Origin of the sequence: Arenimonas fontis (assembly GCF_008386465.1) — a bacterium.
Lineage (GTDB): Bacteria > Pseudomonadota > Gammaproteobacteria > Xanthomonadales > Xanthomonadaceae > Arenimonas > Arenimonas fontis.
Window position 1 is genome coordinate 390,773 of the sequence record NZ_VUOD01000002.1, and the last position, 16,318, is coordinate 407,090.

The window sequence follows — 16,318 nt, forward strand, 5'->3', positions numbered from 1 at the left end:
GTCAGCGCTCCGCCGTGAAGGCCGCGCCGATCTCCGTCGCCGCCATCGGCCGGCCCAGCCAGAAGCCCTGGCCCTGGTCGCAACCGCGCTCGCGCAAGACCGCGAACTGGCCTTCGGCCTCGATTCCCTCGGCCACCACGGTGATGCCCAGCGAATGGGCCATGGCGATGATCGCCGAGGTCAGGGCCAGGTCGTCCGGGTCGCGCAGGACGTCGGCGACGAAACTCCGGTCTATCTTCACCCCGTCCACCGGCACCCGGCGCAGGTGGCTCAGGCCCGAGAAGCCGGTGCCGAAGTCGTCCAGCCAGATCTTCACCCCGGTGGCGCGCAATCGCGACAACAGTGCACTGGCCTGGACCTCGTCGCCCAGCACGGCAGTCTCGGTCAGTTCCAGGTGCAGCTGCGCCGGCTCCAGCCCGCTGCCGCGCATGGCGCTGGCCACCACGTCCGGCAGGTCGCCGCTGCGCAGTTGCCGCGGCGAGATGTTCACCGACACGAACGGCGCCTCGTCGCCGGGCTGGCGCCAGCCGGCCGCGTCCTGACAGGCGCGCACCAACACGTGCCGGCCCAGGGACTCGATCAGGCCGCTCTGCTCGGCCACTTCGATGAAGACCGAGGGCGGCACCACGCCCAGGCGCGGATGGTTCCAGCGGCACAGGGCCTCGGCGCCCATCAGCCGGTTGTCGGCCAGGCGAAAGATGGGCTGGTAGAGCAGACTCATCTCGCCGCGGTCCCAGGCCCCGCGCAGCTCCTCCTCCAGCTGCACGCGCCGCTCCACCGCCTGGTCCATCGCCTTGCTGTAGAAGCGGTAACAGCCCTTGCCGGCGACCTTGGCCTGATACATGGCGATGTCGGCGTTCTTGAGCAGCTGGCCGGCGCCGGTGGCGTCGAAGGGGAACAGGGTGATGCCCACCGAAGCGCCCAGGAACACCTGCCGACCCTGCAGCACCAGCGGCCGCTGCACCTCGTCGATCAAGGCTTCCGCCAGGCGGCCGGAAGCAGCGCGGATGTCATCGGCCATGAACAGCACGATGAACTCGTCGCCGCCGAAACGGGCGATCTCGGCGCCCGGCCCGCCCAGGCGTTCCACCGCCAGCCGGATCCGCACCGACAACTGGCTCAGCACCTCGTCGCCGGCCTCGTGCCCCAGGGTGTCGTTGACCCGCTTGAAATCGTCCAGGTCCACGAACAGCAGGGCCAGCTCGCCGCTGCTGGCCTGCAGGGTCAGCAGGCGCTCGTCCAGGGCTTCGCGGAAGGCCAGGCGGTTGCTCAGGCCGGTCAGCGAGTCGGTGTAGGCCATGCGGCGGATGTCGCGGTCGTGCCGGGCCACCGCCTCGCTCATGCGGGCGAAGGCGCGCACCAGTTCGCCGATCTCGTCCTGCCGGTCGGAGCGGACATCCACTTCGTGGTAGCGGCCCTGTTCGATGCGCACGGCCGCTTCGGCCAGCTCCCGGATCGGCGAGACGATGCGCCGCTGCAGCAGCACCAGGGTACCGGCCGCCACTACCGCCATGGCCGCCAGCAGCGCCAGCAACCAGGCCAGGTGCTCGCGGGCGTTTTCCCCCAGGCTGCGGTCCAGCGGCGCCAGCACCTCGGCCTCGCGCCGGTTGGCGTTCTCGCGCGACAGGCCGACGCGCACGCCGCCGATACGCTGGCCGCCGATCCTGATCGGGCTGGACACGTCCAGCAGCTTGTCGCTCCACTGCCCGTGCACGCCCTGGGCATTGAGCGCCTCGTAGGCCATCGGATCGGACATCGGTTGGCCGAAGGCCGGGATGTCGCCCGAGCCGTCGTGCACCACCCTGCCCTCGGCATCGTGAATGATCACGTAGACCACGTCGGGCTGGCGCAAGGTGGTCTGGGCCAGCTCGCCCAGCTTGGCCAGGTCCAGGTAGTACAACGGGTTGGTGGCGGCATCGGCCAGGTGGCTGGACAGGGCCTGGCCGCGGCTGAGCAGGCCCTCGCGGGCCAGCTCGCGCATGGCGTCGGCGCTGAGCCGGCGCGCCTCCTCGCTGCCCCGCTTGCCATGCCACCAGAGGGCGGCGAACAGGCCGACCAGCACCGCCAGCACGCCGACCAGCAGCAACAGCAGCTCGCCGCGCAGGCCCAGGCGCACCGGCAGCCTCATTCCAGGGCCTCGCGGACGTCGCGGGCGCCGCGGCGCAAGGCCTCGAGGGCGGCGCGGTCCCGGGCGTCGGGTTCGTAAAAGCCGGTGGTGCGGAAGAACTGCCGCAGCGCATCGCGCGCCTGCGGATCCTCCGCCGCCCCGAGCAGCACCTGTTTCAGCCTTTCGGCCACCTCGGGCTCCAGGTTGGCGCTGACCAGTTCCATGGCCCGGGGCACCGGCTCGGTGGTATGGATGATGACCAGGTCGCGCCGGTAGCTGTCGGACATACGCTGCAGCGATTCCCAGTCCTGGTCGCTGAAGCTGCCGGCATCCACCAGCCGCTTGTGCACCCAGGTGGCCAGGTTGGAACCGGTGTTGGCGAACACGTAACCGACGCTGCCGACGTCGCCGCCTTCCAGCGGCGAAACCATCAGGTTCATCGGCAGACCACGCTCGCGCAGCACCATCGCCGGTACCAGGTAGGCGCTGGTGGAGGCGGGGGACTGGAAGGCGATGGTCTTGCCCAGCAGCTGGGACAGTTCGGTGATGCCGCTGTCGCGGCGAACGAAGAAGACAGTGCGGTACTCGCGCGAACCGCTGCGTTCGGTCAGCAGCAGCGGACGCGCCCCGGCCCGGTCGGCCAGCAGCAGGCCGGTGCCGGGCGTTTCCGTGACCCAGTCCACCTTGCCGCGGCGCAGATAGCTGATCATCTGCTGCGGATCGCTGGCCATCAGCACCCGCCCCTCGCGTATGCCGACGCTGCGCATGCGCGGCACCACGTAGTCCAGCAACGGCCGCAACTGCTCGTAATGCCGGCGCGGGTCGTCGCTGATCCGCCCCAGCACCAGCACTCCCTCCGCCGCCGCGGCGAGGCCGGAAGCCAGGACCGCCAGCAGGAGCGCGAGCCAACGGAGTCCGCCGGAAACGGTGCTTGGGTGCGGGGACGTCACGGGCCGGGCGTACTCGGGAGGGCTGGGGACGGCCTACTGTATGCGGGCCGCCGCGGCGAAGCTAGGCATCCCGGCCCCGCGCCAACCGGGCCAGGCGCTGGGCGTCGGACAGGATGCCGCGCAGGATCCTGACTTCGCGCCGGTCCAGGCCGGCCCGCAGGTACAGGCGGCGCAGGCGCGCCATCACCATGTCCGGCGACCGGCCCTTGTGGAAGTCGATGTCGTCCAGTGCCTGGGCCAGGTGCTCGAAGTAGCGCTCGAGCTCCTCGGCGGTGGCAGGGGGTTCGGGGGGGCCGCCTTCCGGCCCCGGCGCGGGGGCGGCGACGGCACCGGCCTCCAGCAGGGCCAGACGCAGCTCGTAGGCCAGCACCTGCACCGCCGCGGCCAAGTTGAGCGAGCTGAAGGCCGGGTCGGCGGGGATGGTCACGGTGGCATGGCAGCGCTGCAGCTCGGCGTTCTCCAGGCCGGTGCGTTCGCGGCCGAAGACCAGGGCGACCGGGCCGGCGGCGGCGGCCCGGACCAGCTCGGCGGCGGCTTCACGCGGGCTCAGTTCGGGCAGGGGCACCGATCGGCGCCTGGCGCTGGTGCCGACCACGCGATGGCAGCCGGCCAGGGCATCCACGAGCCCGGCGTGCACGGATGCGGCCAGCAGCAGGTCGTCGGCGCCGGCGGCCAGGGCGACCGCCTCGGGATCGGGAAAACGCTCCGGCGCGACCAGGTGCAGCCGGGACAGGCCCATGGTCTTCATGGCCCGGGCGGCCGAGCCGATATTGCCCGGATGCTGGGTGCCGACCAGCACGATGCGGAGATTGGCGACGGGGTCGTTCATGGCGGGGCGGGCCGGGGCGGGCCCGACCTGATATCCTTGCGCGACGCCGGCCGGACCGGCGCCTTCGTTCTGTTCACAATCCAGTGGTCAACGGACGGGCTCCATGCAGAAACCTGTCGTCAACGTCATGGTCAAGGCGGCCCGCGCCGCCGGCAACGTGATCCTGCGCCACATGGGCAAGCTCGACTCGCTCAACATCGTCGAGAAGGCCAGGCAGGACTATGCCAGCGAGGTGGACGCCTCGGCCGAGGCGGAGATCATACGCGAGCTGCGCCGGGCCTTCCCGGACTACGGCATCCTCGGCGAGGAGTCCGGCGCCCAGGGCAAGGGCCGCAGCACCTTCGTCATCGACCCGCTGGACGGCACCTCGAACTACCTGCGCGGCCTGCCGCATTTCTGCGTTTCCATCGCCGTGGTGGAAAACGGCGAGCCGGTGCACGGCGTGGTGTTCGATCCGCTGCGCAACGAGCTGTTCACCGCCAGCAAGGGCGCGGGCGCCCTGCTCAACGATCGCAAGATCCGGGTCGCCGAGCGCAAGGACCTGAACGGCGCGCTGCTGGTCACCGGCTTCGCGCCGCGCGAACGCAAGCGGCTGGCGCCGCATCTGGACCTCATCGGCAAGCTGCTGGAAACCGCCGAGGACATCCGCCGCACCGGCTCGGCCGCCCTGGACCTGGCCTACGTGGCCTGCGGCCGCGCCGACGGCTATTTCGAGGCCGGGGTGAAATCCTGGGACATCGCCGCCGGCATGCTGCTGGTACGCGAGGCCGGCGGCCGCGTCTGCGACTTCCAGGGCCGCGGCGAGAACATCCTCGACGCCGGCCAGGTCGTCGCCGGCAACCTCAAGCTCTGCGACCAGCTCCAGCGCGCCCTGGTCGGCTCCGGCTACGCTGCCGCGTTCCGGTGAAGCCTGTGGCCGCGGACCACGCGGCCAGGGCCCCGTCCGGCAACCGCCGGCGAAATCAGATGAGGCCGTAGCGCCAAGGGCCGGTGATGGCGAAGCTGATGCCGGGGCGGTAGTTGTTGACGAACAGCCAGCGGCCGTCGGGCGAGAAGCAGGCGCCGGCCCATTCTTCCGCGCGGAAGTCGCCGCTAATGCCGCGAAAGCCATCCAGCACGACGTCGTTGCGGGCGAACTCGAACAGGCCGCCGTCCTCGCTCATGCCGTACAGGCGCTGCACCGGCTGCTCGGAGTCCTCGCAGATGACCAGGCCGCCGCGCGGGCTGAGCACGATGTTGTCCGGATAGTCCAGCACCTCGGGCGAGGGCGATTCGAACACCAGTTCCAGGGTTTCCTCGCCGGGCCGGTAGGCCCAGAGCTGGCCGCAGCCGGCGTCGCCGCCGTTGGTCGAGGTGAAATAGACACGGCCGTCGCCGATGATCACGCCCTCCAGCCGGGTGAACAGCGAGCCGCCGCCGGCTTCGCCCTGGCGCACCACGCCGGTGTCGTCGCGCCCGTCGTGGAAGCCGCGGTCCGGTTCCTCGATCTCGACCCAGCGCACCCGGAACACTTCCCCCTGGCGCCGGCCGTTGCGCAGGTCGGGCACGCCCGCCGCCTGCAGCATCTGCAGCCTGCCACCGCGCGCAAGCTGGCCGGGCACCCTGGGAAGGAAACGGTAAAAGCCGGCCGGTTTCTGGTCTTCGGTCAGGTAGACGATGCCGCTTGCCGGGTCCACCGTCGCCGCCTCGTGTTTCATCCGGCCCATGGCCAGCAACGGCTCGGGCCGGGCCAGGCCATCGCCCGGCACTTCGAACACGTAGCCGTGGGCGCGCTTCATCCGGTGCATGCCCCGGCCCTGGATCGGCACCCGCTGGCCGGCGTCCAGCACGATTTCCTCGCAGCTCAGCCAGCTGCCCCAGGGCGTGACGCCGCCGGCGCAGTTCACCAGCGTGCCCGACAGCGAAGGCCGCATGTCGAGCAGGCGACCGGCGCGGGTATCGAAGCGCAGGGTCACCGTGCCGCCGCGGCAGTCGGGGTCGTAGGTCGCCTGCGCCGGCGCGAAACTTCCGCCCGGGTCGGTGGTGATCTCGTGGTTGCGCACCAGGGTGACCACGTCGCCGTGCACGGCCACCACGCCCATGCCGTCGTGGTGGCGCGGGCAGGGCTCGCCACCGGCCAGTTCTTCGCCGACCCAGCCGAAGCTGGTGTAGCCGAAGCCCTCGGGCAACTGCAGCAGGGGCAGGCCGGTATTGCTGTCGGCCACCGGGCGCAGGGGTCCGTAACCGGCATGCGTCACGGTACTGGCCCCGGCCCGGGCCAGCTTGCGGCCGGTGCAACCAAGGCTGGCCAAGGCCAGGCCGGCGCCACCGGCCTGCAGCAGGCGGCGGCGGGAAGTCAGCGGTGTGTCCTGGTGCGGCGGCATCGGTGATTCCGTCGGGGCAAACACCGGAATGTCAGCACATTCCCGTTCCGGTTTGTTGACACCGCCGCGACTCAGGCCGCCAATGCCCTCGCTGCCAGCGCTTCGACCTCGTGGGTGGTGCCGAACCGGCCCTTGTCGTCCTTCACCAGCTTGGCCAGGGCACAACCCGGGTCGTGGGTGAAGTACAGGTGCACGTCGCGGGCCAGCTTGTCCTCGAGAAAGCCGCGCTTCTCGTCTATCAGCAGCTCGGGGTAGCGGTCGTAACCCATGGTGATGGGCACGTGCACCCAGGGCCGGCCGGGGATCAGGTCGGCGCAGAAGACCAAGCCGCCGTGCGGCCGGCCGTCCGGGCCGGGCGCGCCGCAGATCTCCGCCAGCATCAGCCCTGGCGTGTGCCCCTGGCTGTAGTGGAAGCGCACGGCCTTGCCCAGCGCCCGGCAGTGCTCGCCCTCGACCAGCTCGAGCCGGCCGCTGGCTTCCAGCAAGGGCACCAGTTCCGGAATGAAGCTGGCACGGTCGCGCGGATGCGGCTCGCGGGCGCGACGCCAATGTTCGGCGCCGACCACGAAGGTGGCGTTCGGGAACAGCAGCGCCGGCGCCCTGCCCGCCTGCCACGGCGCCAGCAGGCCGCCGGCGTGGTCGAAGTGCAGGTGGCTGAGCACCACCACGTCCACGTCCTCGTGCGAGACGCCGGCCTCCGCCAGCGAATCCAGCAGTACGTGCCGGTCTTCGACCACCCCGTAACGTTCGCGCAGTTTCGGCTCGAAAAAGGCGCCGATGCCGGTCTCGAACAGCACCGTCCTGCCGTTCAGCGGCCTGGCCAGCAGGGCCCGGCACGCCAGGGCTATCCGGTTGTGTTCGTCCGGCGGCGACCACTTCTCCCACATCGCCCGCGGCGCGTTGCCGTACATGGCGCCGCCGTCGAGGCGCTGGGAGTTGCCCATGATGGACCAGAGCTTCATCGCTTCCTCCTCGCGAGCCGTCGGCTCAGCGGTAGATCGAGGCCTCTTCGGCCGTGGCCGCGCCCTTGCCGACGCCTTGCCAGCGCGGATCGGTGCCGGTCTGCAGTTCGCCGCTGCCGCGGTCCCAGGCCACCACCTGCAGGTTGCCCCAGCTGCGGTCGGTCACTTCGACCGTGTGCCCCATCGCTTCCAGGGCGGCCACCGCCTCCGCCGGCAAGGCGCCGCTTTCGGCCTGGATGCGGTCCGGCAGGTACTGGTGATGGAAACGCGGCGCCGCCGCCACCGCCTGCGCATCCTGGCCATCCATCAGGCCCAGCGCGGCCAGCAGCACGGTGGTGATGATGCGACTGCCGCCGGGCGAACCCAGCACGGCGACACGGTCGTCGCCGCGCAGGAAGGTCGGGGTCATCGAGGACAGCGGCCGCTTGCCGGGCGCGATGGCGTTGGCGTCGTCGCCGACCAGGCCAAAGGCATTGGGCACGCCCGGCTTCACCGAGAAGTCGTCCATCTCGTTGTTGAGCAGGAAGCCGGTGCCGGGCACGACCAGGGCATTGCCGAAGGGCAGGTTGACCGTCTGGGTGACCGCTACCAGGTTGCCTTCGGCGTCCATGATCGAAAAGTGCGAGGTGTCCGGCCGCGCCGGCGCCGCGTCGACGCCCGGCAGCAGCGCGCTGGGCGTGGCCCGGCGTGGGTGGATGCCGGCACGCAGGCCGGCGGCGTAATCCGGGCTGGTCAGCATGGCGACCGGCGCCTGCACGAAATCCGGATCGCCCAGGTACAGGGCCCGATCGCGGTAGGCGCGACGCATCGCTTCGGTCAGCAGGTGCGCGCGCTCGGCCGGCGGCAACGCTGCATAGTCGTAACCGGACAGGATGTTGAGGATGGTGGCCAGGGCCACGCCGCCCGAGGACGGCGGCGGCGCAGTGACGATCTCGTAACCGCGATGGTGCAGGCGCAGCGGTTCGCGCTCGACCACCCGGTATTCGGCCAGGTCGCGCTCGCTCCAGATGCCGCCGGCCTTGCGCACGCCCGCCACCAGGCGCCGGGCGAAGGGGCCGCGGTAGAACCCTGCCGCGCCCTCGCGGGCGATCAGCTCCAGGGTGCGCGCGTAGTCCTCGTTGCGCATCAGGGTGCCGACTTCCGGCACCCGGCCATCGGGCAGGAACAGCGCCGCCGCGCCCGGATCGCCTGCCAGCGCCTCCTTGCGCCAGGCGAGCATGGCCGCGTTCTTGGGACCGAAGCGCCAGCCCTCGCGGGCCAGGCGGATGGCCGGCGCCAACGACTGGGACAGCGGCAGGCGGCCGTAATGGCGGGCCAGGTGCTCCAGCGCCGCCGGCAGGCCGGGAATGGCCGCGGCCAGGGCGCCGTCCACCGAGCGGCGGCGGTCGGCCTCGCCGTTCCCGTCCAGGAACATGTCGCGCGTGGCCGCCAGCGGCGCGCGCTCGCGGGCGTCCACGAACACGTCGCGGCCATCCTTGGCCACGTGCAACAGCAGGAAGCCGCCGCCGCCCAGGCCCGAGCTCTCCGGCTCGACCAGGCCGAGCGTGGCGCTCACGGCGATGGCTGCGTCGAAAGCGTTGCCGCCCCTGGCCAGCACTTCCATGCCGGCGTCGGTGGCATGGGCATTGGCGCTGGCGATGGCCGACCGGCCCGGCGCCGCGGCCGCCGGCCGCGCCGGGCCCTCGGCCCAGGCGGCGGGAACGAGCAACAGCAAGATAAGCAGCAATCGCTTCACGCGGCATCCTCCCCGAGCTGCAGTACGTGGAACTTGGCGAGCAGCTGCTCGCGGCTTTCCGGCCAGGCCGGGTCTGGCTCGATGCATTCGACCGGACACACCGCCACGCACTGCGGCTCGTCATGATGGCCCACGCACTCGGTACAGCGGGCCGGATCGATTTCGTAGATGAACTCGCCCTGCGAGATGGCCGTGTTCGGACAGGCCGGCGCGCAGACGTCGCAGTTGACGCAAAGCGAGTTGATCAGCAGGGCCATGGCGGCGTCGCCCCGGTGGCGCGGGGCCCCGCCTGCCGGCGGGCCCCGCGGGGCCCGTCCGGGCCCATCCGGCCAGGCTTACTTGGCCTCGACGAAGATGTAGCGGGCACCGGCCGCTTCGACCGCGACCCGGACCCGCTCGGCATCCTCGGCCTTGCCGATGAACAGCACCTGCGAGCCCTGCAGCGCGTCCGGCGCGGCGCCCTCGAAGGCCTTCACGATCAGATCGGCCATGGCGGCGCTGTCCGGCGAGCCGAAAGCCAGCATGTTGCCTGGCAGCACGGTGCGCTGCACGGCGGCGTTCACGTTGTCCAGCTGGCGGTCGTACTGGCTGCGGCCGTCCTCGTCGGCCTCGGTCACGACGCGGGAGTCCTTGGGCAGGTAATAGGAAAAGATGCGGTCGGTGACGCCGGCCTGGTTCTGGCCGATCACCTGCGCCAGATAGGCTTTCCACGCAGCGTCGTCGCCGTTGGTCGGCGCGGTCAGCACCACCGGGGCTTGGGCAGCCTCCTGCTCGGCCTTCTGGCCGCAGCCGGCCACCAGGCCCAGGGAAAGCAGCAGCGCGACGGAAACAAGAGCACGGTTCATGGCGTTACCTCGTCTAGTTGTGATCGGTACTTCAGGGGCGCTTCCACCGGGCCGCCAGGGCCCGGGCGACCGCCGGGGGAACGAAACCGGCAACGTCGCCGCCCAGCCGGGCCACTTCCCGCACCAGGCTGGAGGAAATGAAGCTGTGCTGCTCGGCCGGGGTCAGGAACAGGGTTTCGACCTCGGGAATGAGGTGCCGGTTCATGCTGGCCAGCTGGAACTCGTACTCGAAATCGGACACCGCGCGCAGGCCGCGCAGCAGCACCGACGCCCCCAGGTCACGGACGAAATGCGCCAGCAGCGAATCGAAACCGCGCACTTCGACGTTGGCGAAGTCGGCAAGCGCCTCGCGGGCCAGGCTCACCCGCTCCGCGAGCGGCATGGCCGGCCCCTTGGCCGGGCTCTCGGCAACGCCCACCACGATCCGGTCGAACAAGGGCGCGGCCCTGGCGACCAGATCCACATGGCCATTGGTGATGGGGTCGAAGGTGCCGGGATAGACCGCGACACGGTTGCGGGCCTTGCTCATGCCTCTGCGGCGCCCTGCGGATTGGACTCGCCGGCAAGTGTAGCAGCGCCGCCCCCGGGCCGAGCGTTGCCGGCCTGCAACAACACATAGGCGACCTCGCGGGTACGTCCCTCCCGCAGCCGTTGCCAGTCGGCCGGCCAAGCCGGCGGCGCCTGCGCAGGCCCTTCCAGATAGATGCGCGCGCCAGGGGCCAGCCAGGCCGGCAGCGCGGCCAAGGCCGGCTGCCAGAGCCCGGCGGCGAAAGGCGGATCCACGAACACCAGGTCGAAGCGACGGCCGTCGGGCCGGGCCAGCCAGGCCAGGGCCTCGGCGGTTTCCACGTGCAGGTTGGCCACCTTCAGCCGCTCCGCCTGAGCACGCAGGCCCCGGGCCAGGTCCGGATCGCGCTCCACCAGCACGACCTCGGCGGCACCGCGAGAGGCGGCCTCGAAACCCAGGGCACCGGTGCCGGCGAACAGGTCCAGCACCCGCGCCCCGGGCAGCGCCGGCTGCAGCCAGTTGAACAGGGTTTCGCGCACCCGGTCGGAGGTCGGACGCAAGCCGGGCCGGTCCGGCACGGGCAGCTTCGAACCCCGCAGGCGGCCGGCGATGATGCGGACGGTGCCGGGCGGCTTGCGGTTCATCGGGCGCTGCGGGGGCCGGGTGCTACCATGCGCGCATTGTCCGCGAAACCGCCGCGATGTTCGATTTCCTGAAGAAAAAACCCGCCCCGGCCGCCCCCATCGCCCCGGCCAGGACCGCGCCGGAGCCGGCCGGCTCCGGCTTCAGCCCCGAAGACCTGGCCCGCGCCTACACCGTGCGCCAGGAAGAGAAGGCCGCCCGCCTGGAGGCGGAGCGCGCCGAGGGCCGCGAGGCCATGAAGGGCGTGCTGGGCGGCAGCCTGTTCGCGCGCAGCCTGGGCAGCCTGTTCTCGCGCCACCCGAAGCTGGACGAGGACCTGCTGGACGAGGTCGAGACGGCCCTGATCAGCGCCGACATGGGCGTGCCGGCCACCACCGAAGTGGTCGAGCGCCTGCGCAAGCGCATGAAGGCCCGCGAATTCGCCGACGCCGGCGCCCTGCTGCGGGCCCTGCGCAACGACCTGCTGGCCATGCTCAGGCCGGTGGCCAAGCCGCTGGAGATCGACCCGGCCGCCAAGCCCTTCGTCATCCTCACCGTCGGCGTCAACGGCGTCGGCAAGACCACCACCATCGGCAAGCTGGCGCGGCGCTTCCAGAACGAAGGCCACACGCTGATGCTGGCTGCCGGCGACACCTTCCGCGCCGCCGCGGTGGCCCAGCTGCAGGCCTGGGGCCAGCGCAACGGCGTGCCGGTGATCGCCCAGGGCCAGGACGCCGACCCGGCCTCGGTCGCCTACGACGGCCTGCAGCAGGCCAGGGCCCGCGGCGTGGACGTGCTGATCGCCGACACCGCCGGCCGCCTGCACACCCAGCAGGGCCTGATGGCCGAGCTGGGCAAGATCCGCCGCGTTCTGGGCAAGCTCGAGGAACGCGCCCCGCACGAAGTGCTGATGGTGATCGACGGCACCACCGGCCAGAACGCGCTCAACCAGCTGCGCCAGTTCCACGCCGCGGTGCGGGTGACCGGCCTGGTGGTGACCAAGCTCGACGGCACCGCCAAGGGCGGCGTGGTCTTCGCCCTGGCCCGCGAGTTCGGCCTGCCGATCCGCTTCATCGGCCTGGGCGAGAAGCCCGAGGACCTGCGCGTGTTCGACCCGGAGGGCTTCGTGGACGCACTGCTGCCGGAATCGCTCGGGGGCTGAATGGCGAAGCGGCCGCGCAAGCGACGCTGGCCGTGGATCCTGGGCGCGCTGGCCGCGCTCGGCCTGCTGGGCGGCTGGTGGCTGGACCGGCAACTGGAACCGACACGGCTGGCCAATACGGTGCTCTCGCGGCTAGGCGCCGCCGCCGGCCTGGAACTGGGTTTCGAAGGCGTTCCGGACTATGCCTTGCGACCCGAACCGCGCCTGCTGCTACCCGGCTTCCACGCCCGCTTGCCCGGCGCCGCGACGCCGATGTTCAGGGCGGCGCGGGTGGAAGTTTCGCTGCCCTGGAGCACGATCTGGGGCGGCGATGAAGTGGTGATCACCCGCATCGGGCTGGACCGGCCGCAGCTGGACCTGGAGGCGATGCTGGCCTGGCTGGACAGCCGGCCGCCGTCCGATGCGCCCTTCGAACTGCCGACGCTGAGCGATGGCCTGCGGGTAAACGACGGCATGCTGGTCGCGAACGGCTGGCAGGCCGAGGCGCTCTCGCTGGAGCTGCCCACCCTGCATCCGGGCGAGCCGGCGACGCTGTCGCTTTCCACCACCTGGCGCCGCGGCGACCTGGAACTGCCGCTGGAGGCGACGCTGACGGCGGCACAGGCCGGCCTGGCCTCACCCTTGCGGGCGGAGGCCGGCGGCCGGCTGCGCACGCCCGCGCTCGACCTCGCCTGGGCACTGCAGCTGCAGGGCGCCTTCGACGCCAGCGGCACGCCGCTGCGCCTGCTCGCCGAGCAACTGCGCTTCCAGGGCGAATCGCCGCTGCCGGCATTCGAGGCCGGCGGCGAGGCGGGCCTGGGCGAAACGCTCGAACTGCAGGCCCGCGGAAAGCTGCGGGAATGGCCGGCCGACTGGCCCGCCCTGCCCGCGCCGCTGGATCCGGCCCTTGCCCTGCCCTTCGAGTTTGCCTATGCCGGCCCCGACGATTTCTCCGCGCCGCTGCGCCTGGCGCTGAGCCAGGGCGAAACCCGCTTCGAGGGCGAAACCGCGCTGCCGGACCTGCTGGCCTGGCTGGACACGCCCGCCGCCACGCCCCTGCCGCCGCTGCGCGGTCGGCTGGACGCACCGCTGCTGGTGGTCGAAGGCGTGCAGCTGGAGGGGCTGGTGATCGAACTGGACGAAGGCAATGGCACCGCGCGCGCGCGCGACACACCGGCTGGCCGGGAGGCTGCGGAAGGCGACCCGGACGGCGGGGATGGCCTGCCGGAAGGTGCCGCGGGGGCAAGCGGCCGATGAGCGGCTTTGCGCAGCGCCTACTGGACTGGTTCGACCGCGACGGCCGCCACGACCTGCCCTGGCAGCATCCGCGCACGCCCTACCGCGTCTGGGTGGCGGAAATCATGCTGCAGCAGACCCAGGTGCAGACGGTCATTCCCTATTACACGCGTTTCCTGGACGCGCTGCCCGACCTGCCCGCCCTGGCCGCGGCCGAGCCGGACCGGGTGCTGGCCTTGTGGTCGGGCCTGGGCTACTACGCCCGCGCCCGCCACCTGCACCGCACCGCGCAGATCTGCGTGGAACGGCACGGCGGCGAACTGCCGCGCGATTTCGAGGCCCTGGCCGCCCTGCCCGGCATCGGCCGCAGCACCGCCGGCGCCATCCTGGCGCAGGCGCACGGCGACCGCTTCGCCATCCTCGACGGCAACGTCAAGCGCACGCTCTGCCGCTACCACGGCATCGGTGGCTGGCCGGGCAGCCCGAAGGTGGAAAAGCAACTGTGGCAACTGGCGGAAGCACACCTGCCGGAAGCCCGCCTGGCCGACTACACCCAGGCGGTGATGGATTTCGGCGCCACGCTGTGCACCCGCAGCAAGCCGGCCTGCGTGCTGTGCCCGCTGCAGGAGGATTGCCTGGCCTTGCGCGAAGGCCGGGTCGAACAGCTGCCGGAACCCAAGCCCGGCAAGCCGCTGCCGGAACGGCGCACGATCATGCTGGTGCTGCGCGATGGCGAAGGCCGCGTACTGCTGCAGCGACGCCCGCCCGGCGGCGTCTGGCAGGGCCTGTGGTCACTGCCCGAGGCCACCGGCCACGACGAGGCCCGCGCCTTCGTCGGCCGCCACAGCGACGCCGACTTCGACGCCGGCCAGCCGCTGCCGCTGTTCGAACACGTGTTCAGCCACTACCGGCTGCACATCGAACCGCTGGGCTGGCACGGAGCGAGGGCGCGCACCGCGGTGGCGGACGCGCCGGGCGATAATGCCGAGCTGCGCTGGCAGCCGCTCGACCGTCTGGACGAACTGGGCCTGCCAGCGCCGGTCCGCAAACTGCTCGGGAGCCTGACATGAGCCGCAAGGTGTTCTGCCACAAGCTGCAGCGCGAGGACGAGGGCCTGGGCTTCGTGCCCTGGCCAGGACCGCTGGGCAAGCGGGTGTTCGAGCAGATCGGCCGCACGGCCTGGCAGGACTGGCTGGCCCACCAGACCATGCTGATCAACGAGAACCGGCTCTCACCCCTGGATCCGCAACACCGGGCCTTCCTGGAGCGGGAGATGGAGAAGTTCCTGTTCGGCGGCGGCGCCGAGAAGCCGGCCGGCTACGTGCCGCCGGCCGATTGAGCCGATCCGGTGCCGGCGCCGGTGCCGGCGCCGGCGATCACCTCACAACCCGGCTTCCTTCCTGGCCTCGCGCCAGGCGGGCACGTCCACTTCGCGGATCGTCTCCATCCGGCAGAGGATCCCGTTGCGGCCGACGAGATAACCATGCCGCGTGCTGAGGCTGTCACCGGACCGGACGTCCAGCCTCAGGCTCAGTTCGTTCTCCAGCCTCTGGCAGGCCGCCGACTCCCGCAGTTCGACCAGCCAGGCCTTGAATGGCGTCTCCCAGACCAGGATGGCGCGGTCGCTGACGACATCGAAGCCGTGCATGGGCCGCAGGAACCTGACCCTGTCCACCGGTTCGGCGGCGTTCGCCCGCAGCAACAGCAGCCGCTCCTCGGACCTGCCTTCGTCCTTGTTGCCCGCGGCCGCCGCGGTGAGGCTACAGGCAAGCGTCATCGCCATCGCGATCAAGATCGAAATCAACGACTTCTTCTTCATGGCAAGCTCCCTCGAGCTGGTTGAAGAGGCTAGCCACACCCTAAACCCGCGGGTTTCGATCCGGGCAGAGGCCGCCGGAGGCCGTTTAACACACGTTTACGGTGAGGCCCCGGCCTGTACGCTTGCCGCGACCGTTCAGGCTCCGGTATGATGCGCGGCCTTGTCCGGCAGCACCGGACCGAAGCCCGGCCAGGTAGCTCAGTTGGTAGAGCAGGGGACTGAAAATCCCCGTGTCGGGGGTTCGATTCCCTCCCTGGCCACCACTTTTCGACGCCCAACCTTTTCCGGTTGGGCGTTTTCGTTTGTGGAATCCGCGACTCCGCCGCAGTGCGGGGTTCAGGCAGACCGCCTCGCGAGCCTCGCCGGCGCGCCGATCCGCCTGCACCTGCTGCCCGGCCTCCCGGGGCGTGTCGGGCAGGCCCGCGCGGCGGGCTTCGCGCGAGGGACCTTGCCGCTCGTGTCCTTCGTCGACCCGGACGACCGCTACGAGGCCGACGCCTTCGCGCACCTGGCCGATGCGCTCGAGGCCTGTCCGTCGGCGGTGCTCGCCTACACCGACGAGACGCTGATGGACGAAGGTGGCCGCCCCATCGGCGTGCGGCGACTGGCCTACAGCGCCTTCCAACACGCCCATTCGGCCAGCCACGTCCACGGCCTGATCGTGATGCGCCGAAGCGCCGTCGAGCCGGTGCTGACACGCATCGCCGATCTCGACGCCGGGGCCGACCGGCTGCTCACCCGCCTCGTGGCCCGGCAGGGCAGCGTGTTGCACCTGCCCCTCGTCGGTCGCCACTGGCGGCAGCACCCGAACCAGCACCACCGCCGCACGCGCAGCACGGCTTTGGGGTCACTGCCGAGTCTTGCGATACCGTGAGGAGATGAACCGATGCCATTGACCGATCCGAACCTGGACCTCGCCTACGGCTGGACGCTGGGCGAGTCCGGCTGGCACACCGGGATGGACGCGAACCTGAAGCGCCTGGGCGCCATCGTGGGCCTGTCGGTGACGAGCCGCAGCACGACCACGCCGCCTGCCAGCCCCGCCGAAGGGGATCGCTACATCGTGCCGGCTGGTGCCACCGGCGCCTGGGCCGGCAGGACCGACCAGATTGCAGTGTGGGTCAATGGTGCCTGGGAGTACCACGCCCCGAAGGTCGGCTGGCTGGCCTTTATTGCCGCCGAGGACAGGCTCGCCGTCTACA

At 71.3% G+C, this 16,318-nt stretch carries 18 protein-coding genes and 1 tRNA gene; 8 read left to right on the top strand and 11 right to left on the bottom strand.

All coding sequences use genetic code 11. The features are described 5' to 3' along the window. Position 1: 1 nt before the first annotated feature. The 3 genes from F0415_RS04245 to F0415_RS04255 all read right to left on the bottom strand — a co-directional run bounded on the left by F0415_RS04245 (position 2) and on the right by F0415_RS04255 (position 3,886). The gene (locus F0415_RS04245; RefSeq protein WP_149859934.1) at positions 2–2,128 is read right to left on the bottom strand and encodes a putative bifunctional diguanylate cyclase/phosphodiesterase; all 2,127 of its coding nucleotides are present in this window, start codon (positions 2,126–2,128) and stop codon (positions 2–4) included. Beyond that, the gene (locus tag F0415_RS04250; RefSeq protein ID WP_149859935.1) at positions 2,125–3,057 is read right to left on the bottom strand and encodes a phosphate/phosphite/phosphonate ABC transporter substrate-binding protein; all 933 of its coding nucleotides are present in this window, start codon (positions 3,055–3,057) and stop codon (positions 2,125–2,127) included. The genes F0415_RS04245 and F0415_RS04250 overlap by 4 nt, the downstream gene beginning before the upstream one ends. Positions 3,058–3,118: 61 nt before the next feature. Then, positions 3,119–3,886, bottom strand: coding sequence for an RNA methyltransferase (locus F0415_RS04255; RefSeq protein ID WP_149859936.1), 768 nt, complete (start codon positions 3,884–3,886; stop codon positions 3,119–3,121). Positions 3,887–3,989: 103 nt separating this feature from the next. On the opposite strand from F0415_RS04255, the gene F0415_RS04260 reads away from it, so the two are divergent. Continuing rightward, positions 3,990–4,793: an inositol monophosphatase family protein gene (locus F0415_RS04260; protein ID WP_149859937.1), complete on the top strand. Its 804-nt coding sequence runs from the start codon at positions 3,990–3,992 to the stop codon at positions 4,791–4,793. Positions 4,794–4,848: 55 nt separating this feature from the next. Here the strand turns inward: F0415_RS04260 and F0415_RS04265 are convergent, their stop codons facing one another. From F0415_RS04265 to rsmD, 7 genes are all read right to left on the bottom strand, one after another. Next, the gene (locus tag F0415_RS04265; RefSeq protein WP_149859938.1) at positions 4,849–6,249 is read right to left on the bottom strand and encodes an alkaline phosphatase PhoX; all 1,401 of its coding nucleotides are present in this window, start codon (positions 6,247–6,249) and stop codon (positions 4,849–4,851) included. A 71-nt stretch (positions 6,250–6,320) separates the two neighbouring features. Then, positions 6,321–7,211, bottom strand: a complete 891-nt coding sequence (locus tag F0415_RS04270) for an MBL fold metallo-hydrolase (RefSeq protein ID WP_149859939.1) — start codon at positions 7,209–7,211, stop codon at positions 6,321–6,323. A 25-nt stretch (positions 7,212–7,236) separates the two neighbouring features. Continuing rightward, positions 7,237–8,946, bottom strand: a complete 1,710-nt coding sequence (gene ggt, locus F0415_RS04275; protein ID WP_246149856.1) for a gamma-glutamyltransferase — start codon at positions 8,944–8,946, stop codon at positions 7,237–7,239. Continuing rightward, positions 8,943–9,203 (bottom strand): YfhL family 4Fe-4S dicluster ferredoxin, encoded by a 261-nt coding sequence (locus F0415_RS04280; RefSeq protein ID WP_149859941.1) that lies wholly within the window; start codon positions 9,201–9,203, stop codon positions 8,943–8,945. The genes ggt and F0415_RS04280 overlap by 4 nt, the downstream gene beginning before the upstream one ends. 78 nt (positions 9,204–9,281) lie before the next feature. Next, positions 9,282–9,791: a hypothetical protein gene (locus F0415_RS04285; protein ID WP_149859942.1), complete on the bottom strand. Its 510-nt coding sequence runs from the start codon at positions 9,789–9,791 to the stop codon at positions 9,282–9,284. A 31-nt stretch (positions 9,792–9,822) separates the two neighbouring features. Then, positions 9,823–10,320 carry a pantetheine-phosphate adenylyltransferase gene (gene coaD, locus F0415_RS04290; protein ID WP_149859943.1) on the bottom strand — a complete coding sequence of 166 codons (498 nt, stop codon included), beginning with the start codon at positions 10,318–10,320 and terminating at the stop codon, positions 9,823–9,825. Continuing rightward, positions 10,317–10,943 (bottom strand): 16S rRNA (guanine(966)-N(2))-methyltransferase RsmD, encoded by a 627-nt coding sequence (gene rsmD, locus F0415_RS04295; protein WP_149859944.1) that lies wholly within the window; start codon positions 10,941–10,943, stop codon positions 10,317–10,319. Before rsmD ends, coaD begins: the two co-directional genes overlap by 4 nt. A 56-nt stretch (positions 10,944–10,999) precedes the next feature. On the opposite strand from rsmD, the gene ftsY reads away from it, so the two are divergent. From ftsY to F0415_RS04315, 4 genes are read left to right on the top strand one after another with little or no spacing between them, the layout of a single operon-like run. Then, the gene (ftsY, locus tag F0415_RS04300) at positions 11,000–12,082 is read left to right on the top strand and encodes a signal recognition particle-docking protein FtsY (protein ID WP_246149858.1); all 1,083 of its coding nucleotides are present in this window, start codon (positions 11,000–11,002) and stop codon (positions 12,080–12,082) included. Continuing rightward, entirely contained in the window at positions 12,083–13,318 is a 1,236-nt protein-coding gene (locus F0415_RS04305) for an AsmA family protein (RefSeq protein ID WP_149859945.1), read from the top strand. It abuts the gene before it with no gap. Continuing rightward, entirely contained in the window at positions 13,315–14,367 is a 1,053-nt protein-coding gene (gene mutY / locus F0415_RS04310) for an A/G-specific adenine glycosylase (RefSeq protein WP_149859946.1), read from the top strand. The genes F0415_RS04305 and mutY overlap by 4 nt, the downstream gene beginning before the upstream one ends. Next, positions 14,364–14,636 carry an oxidative damage protection protein gene (locus F0415_RS04315; RefSeq protein WP_149859947.1) on the top strand — a complete coding sequence of 91 codons (273 nt, stop codon included), beginning with the start codon at positions 14,364–14,366 and terminating at the stop codon, positions 14,634–14,636. Before mutY ends, F0415_RS04315 begins: the two co-directional genes overlap by 4 nt. Before the next feature lie 42 nt (positions 14,637–14,678). On the opposite strand, the gene F0415_RS04320 is transcribed toward F0415_RS04315, so the two are convergent. Continuing rightward, complete coding sequence (locus F0415_RS04320; RefSeq protein WP_149859948.1) at positions 14,679–15,116, bottom strand: DUF6491 family protein; 438 nt, start codon at positions 15,114–15,116, stop codon at positions 14,679–14,681. 187 nt (positions 15,117–15,303) lie between these two features. On the opposite strand from F0415_RS04320, the gene F0415_RS04325 reads away from it, so the two are divergent. The 3 genes from F0415_RS04325 to F0415_RS04335 all read left to right on the top strand — a co-directional run. Continuing rightward, positions 15,304–15,379 (top strand) — tRNA-Phe (locus F0415_RS04325). 41 nt (positions 15,380–15,420) lie between these two features. After that, positions 15,421–15,990, top strand: coding sequence for a glycosyltransferase family protein (locus F0415_RS04330; RefSeq protein ID WP_149859949.1), 570 nt, complete (start codon positions 15,421–15,423; stop codon positions 15,988–15,990). Between the two features lie 12 nt (positions 15,991–16,002). After that, the coding region (locus F0415_RS04335) for a DUF2793 domain-containing protein (RefSeq protein ID WP_149859950.1) at positions 16,003–16,318 on the top strand (316 nt) is incomplete at its 3' end.